Raw genomic sequence first — 12,748 nt, 5'->3', positions numbered from 1 at the left:
TTCAAATCGCCAGCTTAATGCTGGCGATTTTATTTGATAGGTAATATTAGAAGAAACCAATCGGCAAGTAGAAGTCCAAATCAAACACTTCAGTATCGTTGACGAAATGGTTGTCGTGATAATGCACATAGGCCGGCGTTGAGCGCAATTTGAAACCTGACTCAGGCAACCACTTTTCCAGCACTTGGCTGATTTGAGGAAGCAACTCTCCGTATACTCCTTGTAAACGAAAAACAGCGTGCAACCCTCCCGGTATCACCATTTGATTCACCACACCACGCAGTTTAAGCGGGCGAGCAATCTCGATACATGCCACGTATCGGCACTTATCCAGCGCGACCCAAGCAGGATTAGAATGGTGCAAGCCGAACTGAGTCGAAAAGTCTCGATTCTCACTGTTTGCCCAAGCTTTTAAGATCAACCAAGCATTACGTATCGAACGGTTGTAACCCGTGTGTCGAACATACGCAGCCATCCGCTTTGGCACTTCAACAATCTTAGGTTGAGGTAATGTCTTTTTCGCCGCTCTTTCATAACCCCGAGCGATCTCTTCATCGTACAGATAAGGTTTGTGAGAAATCTGCAAATCATGCTTACGCCACTCGCCGGGCGACATGTCAAAGGTTGATTTAAACGCTCGGCTAAAAGATGACAATGAATTGAATCCACAATTATTGGCTATATCTAACACCGAAGCTTTGGTATCAAACATTAACTGATTTGCAGCATATTCCATTCTGGTTCGGCGAATATACTGATGGATCGACTCCCCCACCACCTGTTTAAAGATACGGTGAAAATGCTGCTCCGAATACGCAGCGACTTTCGCCAACTCTTTCGCTGGTAACTCTTTACTAATGTCTTGATGAATATGAAATAACACATCATTGATTCTTGATATGTGATGCTGGTTCATCGCTCTAAATAGCATAAATGGACATATCTATAAGCATAAATGGACAAACAACTAAACTCAACCAACGTTAGTATTTGTATTGCCCTTTTGCTCATTAAATTACTTTGTCCGCATTTAGTGCTGCTGGGGATATAAAAACAAAATAAAAAACTCAACAGGAATACACATGGAAATCGCACACTCACTGCAACAGATTCAGTCTTCTTATATTCGAGAGATTTTAGCCGCTGCCACAGACAAAAATGTCATTTCATTAGCAGGCGGATTGCCGGATGAAAAAACGTTTCCAATCGACTTAATGCGCCCAACGCTTGAGGCGATGCCAGATATGGTTGAAGTATTCCAATACGGTGCAACTGCAGGCTACGGCCCACTGTTAGAACACCTTACACAAACGTTCAAGCTACCTGACAGCCACATGGTTATTGCCACGACAGGCTCGCAGCAAGGCCTAGACCTTATCGCTCGTGCTTACATTAACCCGGGTGACACCGTCATTATGGAAGCGCCGAGTTACCTGGGTGCGATGCAAGTCTTCGGCTTGGTGCAGGCGAATATGGTGACAGTGCCGCAAACCGAGTTCGGTCCAGACTTAGAAGCGCTCGAATCAGCATTCAGAGCAGAAGTACCAAAAATGTTTTACGCCGTACCCGATTTCCATAACCCAACAGGGGTGTGCTGGTCTTTAGATACACGTAAAGCGGTTGCCAAACTTTGTGAGCAATACAATGTTGCCTTCATTGAAGACGCACCTTACCGCGAGCTGAGATTCAGTGGTGAAGCGCTACCAATGGTGTCAGATTTCTGCCCGCAACACTCTATCGTATTACGTTCTTTCTCTAAGATTGCCTCACCGGGCCTACGCATTGGTGCCGTGACAGGTAAAGTAAGCTACCTAGAGCCATTGGTGAAAGTAAAACAAGGTGCCGATCTGCATTCCAGCGTACCAATGCAAGCATTGCTTCATGGCCTGTTAAAGCACGACAACTTTGAGCTGCACATGTCAAAAATTCAGGCGCTATACCACGAACGCTACCAAGTATTGAACTCAGAGCTGAAGAAACAGCTGCCAGAAAGCTGTGAAGTAAAAGATGTTGATGGCGGTATGTTCGTTTGGGTGACGCTACCTGAATGCGACACCTTTGCACTAGCGAAACAACTGCTGGCGAACGGCGTTGCCGTTGTCCCTAGCCCAGTTTTCTACCCAGACGAATCTCAGGCTACTCCGGCTCTAAGATTAAACTTCACCAACGCCGAACCAAACGAGTTAGTCGAAGCAGTATCTCGACTCAGCACCGTTCTTAAAACGCTATAATCACTTAAAGAACATAACCATATCTATACAAAAAAGCCGCTACTTTTCAGTAGCGGCTTTTATTTATAGTCGTTAACAGCGCTCTCTAATGATGTGAGCAACTAAGGCAATTTTCGCCATGTTTTCCATGAGTATCATCGAACAAATTAAAATCCGATGTACTTCCATGGTTATGCCAACCTAAATGGCCATTCCAACCACCAAACGCATAGGCAGTTCCAGCCATTAAGCCAAGCACCGCCAATATGACTAACGCCACCTTTTTCATAATCTACTCCAGTTTATTATTTTTATGTCGTTCAACAGGATTATCAGCTTTGTAGATGAGTGGAAGGAGTCGCTTTACCTTGATTTACAATCTGTTGTGATCTTCACCTAAAAACCTCGACACTGAAGTAAGATGTTTCCTACATCCGCTAAAGCACTTCTGCATCAAAGCGTGCGGTTCTAGCTTGTGCCAGAGTGCAGTTGGTTTGCTCCATAAGGTTCGCTAAGGTGATATTAGGATCAGCTAGAACAAGCTTGATCAGCTTTTCTTCAATGGTTTCGAGCATAGTTGGATTGGCAGCCAAAGCGGTTTCTAACTTAGTTATCAAAAAGCGCGTCGTTTCTGGCTCTTCGCGGGTGAGCCACTGACACCAGGACTTTATATCGGTTGCTTGGCCTATTGCTTGCCAGTTTCGCGAGCGGCGAATTCGCTTAAGCTCACAGCCGTGCTCAGCAGCGGATAATTTGGCTCGCTTAACCACATTCCCACCAATACGGTGTATCAGGGAAGGCAGTGCAATGGTCAAAGGCTCGTTGTTCATCAATTAACGTTTAACCGTACTAGCGCGAGAAGACAGAGAGAAACCGATGTCAGTAGAAGGTTCAACCTCTTCCTGCTTAATACTGCGAAGCAGTTTTTCAGCCGCTTGAGCGCCCATGTTTTCGTAATCGACTTGAGCAGAAGACAAACTTGGGAATGCGTGTTCACACATTGCGGTTCCATCTAAACAGATGATGGCCATATCGGTTGGCACTTTAATCAAGCGTCGATGGCACTCAAACAACGCACCAATTGCCACCTCTTCATGGCTGCACACCAAGGCATCCAATGTCGAATCACGCAGTAACAACTTCGCTAACCCCTCTGCGCCCAATTGCGAAGACGGCGCTTCATGCGTTGTTAGGAAGTGATCAGGCGTTAAATAGTTTTCGATCATCGCACTTTGCCAGCCGTGAAGTTTCCGCTGTAATACCGAATGATTTCCACGCGCTCCAATGAAGCCGATATTGCTGTAACCGGCATCGACAAGATGCTTAGTACAAGACTTGCCGACTTCAAAATGATCGATGCCAATATTGAGATAATGGCTCTCTCCGGTAAGCTCAGCGATTTCCATTACTGGCAGGTTGGATGCTTGCAACAACTGATGGCTACGCTCGCTATGTTCGCTACCGAACAGAACCATCGCAGCAGGTCGGCTTTCTAGAAAAGTCGACAGCAACTTCTCTTCCTGATCGAGCGAGTAATCACTGTAACCAAGCAACAGTTGATAGCCAGCTTTGTTGAGTGCTTGCTGAAAGCTTGGTAAGAAATGAGCACACGATTTTTCCACCAACGATGGAAGAATCAAGGCAATCGAGTAGCTTTCTGCAGAGGCTAAAGCTCCTGCTGCTTTATTGGGAATGTAGCCGAGTTCATCGACCACTAATTGGATCTTTTCTCTTAGCTTTTCTGACACCAAATCCGGTGTTCTTAATGCACGCGAAACGGTCATTGTCCCCACGCCCGCTTTCTTTGCGACATCAGCGATGGTGACTTTCCCGGTACTTCTGCGTTTACGCGGTTCGCTCATTAGTTCTTAAATACTATCCATTTATTTGCGGCGCCATCTTAACACAGCACTGAGTAGGTTTTTCCATATTAGCGCATAACTTGTTAACGGCATCGGTATGAAACTGTTTGAAATACGAAAATGGTAGCGCTATCACAATTTATGATAGCGCTATCAGATAGCGCTACCATTTGTGATCATAGTCCGGTTTTTCTGACAATTTGATCAGTAAAGTAGCGCCATCAACCAATAACGCAGATCAATACAATGTTAAGTGAACTGATTACTCCAGAAGTTATTCGTGTCCATGCTACAGCGGACGATTGGAAAGATGCGGTCAGCAAATCTTGCCAAGCGCTTATCGATACCAAAGCGATCGAACCTCGCTATGTCGACGCGATTTTCAAATCTCATGAAGAGCTAGGCCCCTACTATGTCGTTGGGCCGGGTATGGCAATGCCACACGCTCGCCCAGAAGATGGTGTAAACCGTTTGTCTATTGGCATCACGGTGATTCAGCAAGGGGTGAACTTCGACTCTGACGGTAATGACCCAGTGAAAATGCTGGTAACGCTTGCCGCAACAGATAGCGATAGCCATGTTGGCGCAATATCTAAACTGGCAGAGCTGTTTATGAACGACGAACACGTTGAACAGATCTGCAACGCACAAAATGTCGATGATGTCATGAACATCATCAAACACTACTAAAACAAGAACTCAATTTAGAAACAAAAAGGTACGAATTATGAAAATTATGGTTGTTTGCGGTCACGGTCTTGGTACTAGCCTAATGATGGAAATGAGCATCAAGAGCATTGTTAAGGAACTGGAAATCAATGCGAATGTTGATCATATCGACCTTGGCTCTGCTAAAGGTACAGACTGCGATATCTTTATCGGCACAAACGACATCACGGATCAGCTAAAGTCATTAGGTGTAGAACCTAAGATCGTTAGCCTAGACAACATGGTAGACAAAGCTGCAATGAAAGAACGCTTGTCTGTCGCTCTAAAAGAGCTAGGCGCACTATAAGGGGAGCGTGATGGAATTTTTCAATTTCTTAATGAACGACGTCCTATCCGAACCGGCGGTTCTGGTAGGTTTGATCGCTCTTATCGGCCTGATTGCCCAAAAGAAACCGGTCACCGAGTGCATTAAAGGCACGGTAAAAACCATCCTTGGTTTCATCATTCTTGGTGCTGGTGCTGGTCTTGTTGTTAGTTCACTCGGTGACTTTGCAACGATCTTCCAAGAAGCATTCGGCATCACGGGTGTAGTTCCAAACAACGAAGCCATTGTCTCTATCGCGCAAGAAGCGTTTGGTAAAGAGATGGCGATGATCATGTTCTTCGCGATGCTGGTGAACATTCTAATTGCTCGCTTAACACCTTGGAAATTCATTTTCCTAACCGGCCACCACACCCTGTTTATGTCGATGATGGTTGCGGCAATCTTGTCTTCAAGCGGCATGAGCGGTGTACCACTGATTGCGCTAGGCTCTGTCGTTGTTGGTTCAGTTATGGTGTTCTTCCCTTCGATTGCTCATAAATACATGAAGCAAGTAACAGGCTCAGACGACGTAGCAATTGGTCACTTCTCTACGCTTTCTTACGTACTAGCTGGCTTCATCGGTAGCAAGTTTGGTAACAAAGAGCATTCTACTGAAGAGATGAATGTACCAAAGAGCTTACTGTTCTTACGTGATACACCTGTCGCTATCTCGTTTACTATGGGTATCATTTTCATGGTGACCTGTATTTTCGCTGGCGGTGATTTCGTTCGTGAAGTGAGCGGTGGTAAGCACTGGTTTATGTTCGCACTCATGCAATCAATCACGTTCGCTGGTGGTGTGTACGTTATCCTGCAAGGTGTGCGCATGGTTATCGCGGAAATCGTACCCGCATTTAAAGGCATCTCAGACAAGCTCGTGCCAAACGCGAAGCCTGCTCTAGACTGTCCAGTGGTATTCCCATACGCACCAAATGCAGTACTAGTGGGCTTCCTATCGAGCTTTGCCGCTGGTCTTATCGGTATGTTCCTACTTTACATCATGGGCTTAACTGTCATCATCCCAGGTGTTGTTCCTCACTTCTTCGTGGGCGCTGCAGCAGGTGTATTTGGTAACGCTACAGGTGGACGTCGCGGTGCAATCTTAGGTGCATTTGCTCAAGGCTTGCTGATTACGTTCCTACCAGTATTCCTAATGCCAGTTCTTGGCGACCTAGGCTTTGCTAACACAACCTTTAGTGACGCAGATTTCGGTGCTGTAGGTATCCTACTTGGCCTAATCGTTCGCTAATCCCCCACTCCTGATAAAGGTAAAAGCCGCTTACTCAGGCTCAGTAAGCGGCTTTTTTATTTGTTAAATATATTCGGCTAAACCCTAGGCACTACCAATAGTTTTCGCTAGCAAAGTGACCCGGCTTTCTACGCAAATGTTTGGTGAGACCGAGCTCCTTTAAAGCGTCGGATGCGTCATGAATCATATTAGGGTTACCGCACAAATAGACGAAGCTTCGGTTTGGCTCTACTTGAAGCCCCACTCTTTGCTGCAACTGCCCATCCAATAATAGCGTTGGGATACGGCCTTGGAGCGCGCCATTTATCGATTCTCTGCTCACGATAGGTACATAAGCGAACTTCTCTCCATAGTGCTCCGCCATCGATTTGATCAAATCTTGATAGACTAAATCCCCTTCGTAGCGAACGGCATGCACCAAAACGATTCTATCCAAATGATTCAGTTTCTCGGGCTCTCGAAGTAGCGACAAAAATGCGCCCACTGCCGTACCGGTCGAAAGTAACCATAGCTCTTTCGCATAGTCGGGTAACTCATCGGCGGTCATGAAGCCCGATACGGTTTGTCCTACATAGAGATCGTCGCCCACATTAAGTGCTTCAAGCATCGGAGATAACCGACCTGTTGGATCCGTTACAACAAGAAACTCCAATTCATGCCCAGATGATTTGAAGCTGGATACCATCGAATAGGCTCGTTTTAACCAGCGACCATCTTCTTCTTGCAAAGCGAGCTTAGTAAACTGACCAGCTTGGTAACTGCCAATATCCGCTTTAACAAACAGGCTAAACAACCCTGGCTTCCAGTCGACCTTATCGACGACTTGGCCTAATACCAAGTCGCGAGGAACTTGCTCCATACGCCCTCCTCCCACTACTGACTAGCGCACTAACGTACTTCTAATCCTAGATTATATTGGGCTAAACAACGTGTTACATAACTGATTTTGAGAAACGCTGCGATAATAATGGTCGATATATGAGCCGCTATCTGCTGATTTAGCGTAAAATGATCCGCAAGTGGATAAGAAATAATGATGCTCGCAACCAGCACTAGTGTGGTTAGAAATAATGCTCCATTAGAGACTGAAAGAAGGCGTTTGAAGAATCGAATTTGTTGAGCAGGCATAATGCACCTCTTATAAGTATGATTGTTTTTCTTACTTATAATCAGGATACGTGCCAAGTTTTTATATTGTTGTTTTTATTGATATTATATAAAAACAACATCGAAATAAAGTCATAATGACACACATGAAAACACAGTCTTTTTGACTCTTTAGTGTCATTGATAACCACTCATAATATTGTTTATAAATGCACTATCGAGCAATTTTGAGAACTCATCAGGGTAAAGCGGTTTAGAGAACAAATATCCCTGATACCAATCACACTGTTCCTCTTGCAACAAAGATAGCTGCTTGGCTGTTTCAACCCCTTCTGCGACAACACGTTTGCCCATGTTCTGCCCCATTTGGATGATGGTTTTAACCAACATATGATCGGTATGAACTTCCACACATTCATCGATAAATGACTTGTCGATTTTCAGCACATCAATAGGCAGCCGTTTCAGGTAGTTTAACGACGAGTACGCAACGCCAAAGTCATCTACTGCCACGGTGACACCTAATTTACGCAGCTTATTGCAGTTTTCTACTACCTTATCGTACTGTTTCATCAAGGTGGTTTCTGTAATCTCCACTTCCAGAAAATGGGCAGGAAATGCGTGTTTTACCAATGCTTCGCTCACGACCTTATATACATCGTCATGGACAAATTGCACCGTTGATACGTTGATTGAAATAGCAATCTGATGCCCCTGCTGCAACCACTCCTTTCCCTGCCGACAAGCTTCATTTATCACCCAACGTCCAATCGGCACAATTTGTGTGCTCTTTTCAGCAATTGCGATGAACTCTACAGGAGAAATAACGCCAAGTTCCGGATGCACCCAACGCAGCAATGCTTCAGCTCCCATTAGCTGATTGGTATCCGTGCTGACCTTAGGCTGATAAGCCAAACTAAATTGCGATTCTTCTATGGCGTAAGTAATCTCTTTCTCAATCTGATGAGCACGCACAGTTTCGCTTAGCATATCCGAGTCGTACCATTGAATAGATCCAGCGCCAAGAGATTTAGCGCGTTTCAGCGCAATATCGACGTTTTTACACCACAACTCGACATCATTGGATGCGTCTTCAAGTAAGGCAACACCGGTACTAAAAGTGACTTTGTACGTGGCCTTATTTACTGGATATTTGGCGATGTAGTCATTGCGAAATATAAACTCAACACAGCTCAGCCTATCTCCCAGAAGCCCTTCCCCTTTGACTAGAACCACAAACTCATCGCCTCCTAGACGATAGAGCGTCACATAGCTTGGAAGCAGACTCTTAAGGCGTTGAGCTAAGTCAATCAGGATTTTGTCGGCCGTAGAGTGACCCAAGCTATCATTGACGTATTTGAAGTCATCAACATCAATCAGCATTAGCGCATAGTCTGCATCGTCTTTTTGCTGAATGATGTCCAATTGATGATAAAACGCGGTACGGTTGAGTACACCCGTAGAGAAATCGGTGAAGCTATCGCGCTGATAGCGTTCCATCTGAAGCTTGAGTTTTACCTGATAGTAAACCATCAGACTCGCAAACACCGTAATGGCCACCAACTCTATGGCATCTTCGATAAACTCGTCAAAGTCTTCTTCAGGTAACTGATAGAGATAGCTCAAACAAAGCAACACTGCACTGGCGATCGGCCACAGCGAACCAGGAAACAACATCACGTAACTAAGAGGAATGAGAATGAAGGCTTCTTCTACCGCATCCAACTCAAATGGTTCAATCATTCCACCACCCAGTAGTATGGCTAATGATGCAACGGCAAAACGCGATTTATACGCCTTCTTATTAGCAAATAATGCGGCGAACATTAGAAAAGGATAGAAAGTGAAAAGCCAACGCGTTGTGGAATGTTCCGAGACTAAAGTATACGTCACCAGAGAGACAAACAGCGCAAACACCCCGTAAGCGAGATAACGCATATCGAATCGATTTTCTACCCAGCTCATTGTCTTTAACACAGAAACCTCACATCTAACCCTGTCAATGTTACCGTATGAAAAACTGTTTATCTATACTCAACATTTTGCATCGGTAGATCAAAAATGGAGATTGCTCTTGAAAGGTTGGCGCGAGTGCTTAATTATCAAACACTTGAGTACTGGTAGGTTACATGAAAAAAAAGCCTCGCATTGGCGAGGCTTTTCGAAAGATTTACGTTACAGGCCGATATCTTCAGATAATGATTCGATCTGTTTCAAGTCCATTCTATGCACTTGGATCATTTGATCAATTTGGCTAATGCGCGAGTTGGCTTCATCTTGCTTATCACATGAATCAGACTTGGCATCCCAAGATGTCCCTTCTAGATAGACATCACACTGTTTTTTCAGTGCTTGTATTTTCGGTAGCAAGTCTTCTCGCTCTTTTTCTAGCGACGCTAATTCTTGTTTGATCTTCAGCTCTCGCTGAAACAGTTCACGTGAGCGCTCTAGCATCGTTGCTTGCATATCGGCTTGACGATTAAGCCTGCTGTTTTGCGCAGACTCTTGCGCTAATTGATCTTTCTGCTCCGCAATCTGCGCTTCTAGATTGCTTTTCGCCGTTTCTAGCTCTTTGACCTGTGCTTCCATTTTGGCCAAGTTCTCTTGGTATTCTGCGTCTTTTTCTTCAAGCGCTTTTTGAAGTTTGAGCTCAAGTTGGTGATCGACTTTCGCAACTTTCTCTTCGACTTCAACCACTAACTGCTTTTTATCCTGCTGAACAGTTTGGTATTTTTCTTCAAGCTTGTTGTATGTGGTCTCCCACTTATTTGCTGTCATCATAGAGCCACCAAGGCCGCCCAACGCTAGCCCCAGTACTCCCGCAAGAGCAATGTAAATATGCGTGCGTTTATCTCGTTCCTCGATAACAACAACATCGTCGTCGTGCTCTTCGATTTCAGTTTGCTTATTCAACGTTTTTGCTCCCAGTGACAACTTTAGCGAGTCAATTCAGCGATCATTAATGTCGCAACATAGACTAGAAAGCCTCCGACCAAGGTCAATACCACACCTTTTTGCACTTTTTCATTCGCTCGATAGCGGATCAATAAAAAAGCCAGTGCGCTTAAAAACACAATCGCGACTAATCTCGTCATAACCACTCCTTTGTTGTACACCATGCAATACGCATTGGTATTACATACATTATGAACCAAATGAACGGGTTAATGCTGCAGATATTGTTTCATTTTATATCATTAATTCATTTCTAATGAGTCAGAAAAACTGTCTTTTTGAATCCCTTTGGCGTTTATTTGCGCAAACAGTCTTTTTGAGGGTGACATCACATTCTTTTTTCCGCTAATATCCGCGTTACAGATTACCTAGATAAATAGGTAATTGTTCCAATGAAGGCTACAGGAGAGTGGTATTTAACCAAACCTTAACATTTTGGTTAGCATTACCCGCCGAAGAATTAACTATTTCAGGTGCTTTATTCCGTACGGAAAAGTAAGGACTGTAGTTGGAGGAACCTCTGGAGAGAACCGTACTACCTCGTTGTAGAAATCGGTCGCCGAAGGAGCAAGCTTTACGCTACGTAAAGTGAAACTCTCAGGCAAAAGGACAGAGGAGTGAAAGGCTACAAATCAATCTGATCGTGTTCTGGCAGATTCTTACTGCGAGTACCATTGGCCATTGTGCTGCTTTTTAGGCAGTGCGATCCCTTTCCCTCTTCTCCTTATATGTTGTTTATACCAACGCTATTAATTATGTGCTCCTAGTTTGTTCAGATATACCGTCTGTTCAAGAATCATTTTGATCAAATAAATTGGGACAAATAGTTGATGGAATTGGTTTTATTAAGGGGAAACCGAAACCATGAATAACCTTCAATCTTTGCTACAAACCATCGACAGCTTTGTCTGGGGTCCACCACTACTCATTTTGCTCGTGGGAACCGGTATTTACTTCACTTTTCGCTTAGGCTTACTTCAATTTAGACACCTGCCAACTGCGTTGAAGTTGGTGTTTAGTAAAGATAAATCATCATCCACTCACGGGGATGTTTCTAGCTTTGCAGCGCTGTGTACTGCCCTTTCTGCCACTATCGGTACCGGTAATATTGTTGGTGTTGCGACTGCGATCAAACTCGGCGGCCCAGGAGCGCTGTTTTGGATGTGGCTGGCTGCCCTATTCGGCATGGCGACCAAATACGCCGAATGTTTACTGGCAGTAAAATACCGTAAAGTTGATGACAAAGGCCAAATGATCGGTGGTCCAATGTACTACCTTCAATACGGTGTAGGCTCTAAAGCCCTTGCCGTTATGTTTGCTGTATTTGCCTTAGGCGTTGCCTGTTTTGGTATCGGCACCTTTCCACAAGTTAACGCTATTCTGGATGCTAGCGAAATTTCATTTGGTATTTCTCGTGAATTCTCTGCACCCGTTCTGACTTTGTTAGTTGCTTTCGTCACCTTAGGTGGTATCAAGTCGATTGCAAATGTTGCAGGAAAAGTCGTGCCAGCAATGGCTGTGTTCTATGTTGTGGCATGTGCCAGCGTCATCATCTTAAACGCCGACAAACTCGTGGACGCCTTTGAACTGGTCATTATTTCAGCGTTCACATCAACGGCTGCAACAGGTGGCTTCTTAGGTGCGAGCATCATGTTAGCGATTCAGTCTGGTATTGCGCGCGGTGTGTTCTCCAATGAGTCAGGCCTAGGTAGCGCCCCAATGGCTGCGGCTGCGGCAAAAACTGATTCTTGCGTGAAGCAAGGCCTTATCTCGATGACAGGAACTTTCTTCGATACCATCATCATCTGTACCATGACCGGTCTAGCGCTGATTCTAACCGGAGCTTGGCAAAGTGATTTCTCGGGCGCCGCCATGACAACCTACGCGTTCGCACAAGGGTTGAACTCCGACACACTTGGTCCAATGGCTGTGTCTATTGGTTTGATGTTTTTCGCATTCACGACCATTTTAGGGTGGAACTATTACGGTGAACGCTGCGTGGTGTATTTGTTTGGTACCAAAGCGGTACTGCCATATAAAGTGGTATTCGTTGCTCTAGTGGCATCTGGCGCATTCCTGCATTTGGACTTAATTTGGATTATCGCCGACATCGTGAACGGGCTTATGGCAATTCCAAATTTAATTGGTTTAATCGCCTTACGCCAAGTTGTGATTGAAGAAACCAAGCGCTACTTCAGCCAAGTAGCCGCAGACAAAATGACACTAAGTCGAGCTTAATCGCTGTTAGATGACGTCATAACCTCATACTAACAAGGTTGTTGATGTCATTTAACGCCTAGCTAAACACTTGAAAGAGCAGTCCATAACGGGG

Annotated in this window: 14 protein-coding genes and 1 riboswitch; of the genes, 5 read left to right on the top strand and 9 right to left on the bottom strand. The window is 44.8% G+C overall.

The features are described 5' to 3' along the window. Nucleotides 1–46: 46 nt before the first annotated feature. Nucleotides 47–916 carry an AraC family transcriptional regulator gene (locus J4N42_RS06450; protein ID WP_252030792.1) on the bottom strand — a complete coding sequence of 290 codons (870 nt, stop codon included), beginning with the start codon at nucleotides 914–916 and terminating at the stop codon, nucleotides 47–49. A 166-nt stretch (nucleotides 917–1,082) separates the two neighbouring features. Between J4N42_RS06450 and J4N42_RS06445 the strand changes: the two genes are divergently transcribed. Continuing rightward, complete coding sequence (locus tag J4N42_RS06445) at nucleotides 1,083–2,231, top strand: aminotransferase-like domain-containing protein (RefSeq protein ID WP_252030597.1); 1,149 nt, start codon at nucleotides 1,083–1,085, stop codon at nucleotides 2,229–2,231. An 85-nt stretch (nucleotides 2,232–2,316) separates the two neighbouring features. Here the strand turns inward: J4N42_RS06445 and J4N42_RS06440 are convergent, their stop codons facing one another. The 3 genes from J4N42_RS06440 to J4N42_RS06430 form a co-directional block, all read right to left on the bottom strand. After that, on the bottom strand, nucleotides 2,317–2,499 hold the full coding sequence (locus J4N42_RS06440) for a hypothetical protein (RefSeq protein WP_252030596.1): 183 nt from the start codon (nucleotides 2,497–2,499) through the stop codon (nucleotides 2,317–2,319). Between the two features lie 148 nt (nucleotides 2,500–2,647). Then, nucleotides 2,648–3,040, bottom strand: coding sequence for a ribosome recycling factor family protein (locus J4N42_RS06435; protein WP_252030595.1), 393 nt, complete (start codon nucleotides 3,038–3,040; stop codon nucleotides 2,648–2,650). A 3-nt stretch (nucleotides 3,041–3,043) separates the two neighbouring features. Further along, nucleotides 3,044–4,072, bottom strand: a complete 1,029-nt coding sequence (locus tag J4N42_RS06430; protein ID WP_252030594.1) for a LacI family DNA-binding transcriptional regulator — start codon at nucleotides 4,070–4,072, stop codon at nucleotides 3,044–3,046. 246 nt (nucleotides 4,073–4,318) lie between these two features. On the opposite strand from J4N42_RS06430, the gene J4N42_RS06425 reads away from it, so the two are divergent. Genes J4N42_RS06425 through ulaA form a run of 3 tightly spaced genes read left to right on the top strand, consistent with a single transcriptional unit; the run spans nucleotide 4,319 to nucleotide 6,354 of the window. After that, nucleotides 4,319–4,762 carry a PTS sugar transporter subunit IIA gene (locus tag J4N42_RS06425; protein WP_252030593.1) on the top strand — a complete coding sequence of 148 codons (444 nt, stop codon included), beginning with the start codon at nucleotides 4,319–4,321 and terminating at the stop codon, nucleotides 4,760–4,762. A 37-nt stretch (nucleotides 4,763–4,799) separates the two neighbouring features. After that, entirely contained in the window at nucleotides 4,800–5,087 is a 288-nt protein-coding gene (locus J4N42_RS06420; RefSeq protein WP_252030592.1) for a PTS sugar transporter subunit IIB, read from the top strand. 10 nt (nucleotides 5,088–5,097) lie between these two features. Continuing rightward, nucleotides 5,098–6,354 carry a PTS ascorbate transporter subunit IIC gene (ulaA, locus tag J4N42_RS06415; protein WP_252030591.1) on the top strand — a complete coding sequence of 419 codons (1,257 nt, stop codon included), beginning with the start codon at nucleotides 5,098–5,100 and terminating at the stop codon, nucleotides 6,352–6,354. A gap of 91 nt (nucleotides 6,355–6,445) precedes the next feature. On the opposite strand, the gene J4N42_RS06410 is transcribed toward ulaA, so the two are convergent. The 5 genes from J4N42_RS06410 to J4N42_RS06390 all read right to left on the bottom strand — a co-directional run bounded on the left by J4N42_RS06410 (nucleotide 6,446) and on the right by J4N42_RS06390 (nucleotide 10,556). Further along, nucleotides 6,446–7,213: a ferredoxin--NADP reductase gene (locus J4N42_RS06410; protein WP_252030590.1), complete on the bottom strand. Its 768-nt coding sequence runs from the start codon at nucleotides 7,211–7,213 to the stop codon at nucleotides 6,446–6,448. 29 nt (nucleotides 7,214–7,242) lie between these two features. Further along, the gene (locus J4N42_RS06405) at nucleotides 7,243–7,482 is read right to left on the bottom strand and encodes a hypothetical protein (protein ID WP_252030588.1); all 240 of its coding nucleotides are present in this window, start codon (nucleotides 7,480–7,482) and stop codon (nucleotides 7,243–7,245) included. A gap of 156 nt (nucleotides 7,483–7,638) precedes the next feature. Continuing rightward, nucleotides 7,639–9,438: a putative bifunctional diguanylate cyclase/phosphodiesterase gene (locus J4N42_RS06400; RefSeq protein ID WP_252030587.1), complete on the bottom strand. Its 1,800-nt coding sequence runs from the start codon at nucleotides 9,436–9,438 to the stop codon at nucleotides 7,639–7,641. Nucleotides 9,439–9,636: 198 nt separating this feature from the next. After that, a complete protein-coding gene (locus J4N42_RS06395; protein WP_252030586.1) occupies nucleotides 9,637–10,374 on the bottom strand; it encodes a chromosome partitioning protein ParA in 738 nt (245 codons plus the stop codon). Between the two features lie 23 nt (nucleotides 10,375–10,397). Next, nucleotides 10,398–10,556 carry a hypothetical protein gene (locus J4N42_RS06390; RefSeq protein ID WP_252030585.1) on the bottom strand — a complete coding sequence of 53 codons (159 nt, stop codon included), beginning with the start codon at nucleotides 10,554–10,556 and terminating at the stop codon, nucleotides 10,398–10,400. 370 nt (nucleotides 10,557–10,926) lie between these two features. Next, nucleotides 10,927–11,039, top strand: a riboswitch (glycine riboswitch). 241 nt (nucleotides 11,040–11,280) lie between these two features. Between J4N42_RS06390 and J4N42_RS06385 the strand changes: the two genes are divergently transcribed. Beyond that, complete coding sequence (locus tag J4N42_RS06385; protein ID WP_252030584.1) at nucleotides 11,281–12,654, top strand: alanine/glycine:cation symporter family protein; 1,374 nt, start codon at nucleotides 11,281–11,283, stop codon at nucleotides 12,652–12,654. Nucleotides 12,655–12,748: the final 94 nt, after the last annotated feature.

Origin of the sequence: Vibrio sp. SCSIO 43135 (assembly GCF_023716665.1) — a bacterium.
GTDB classification, from domain to species: Bacteria; Pseudomonadota; Gammaproteobacteria; order Enterobacterales; family Vibrionaceae; genus Vibrio; species Vibrio paucivorans.
This window is presented reverse-complemented; position numbering and strand designations above follow the sequence as displayed.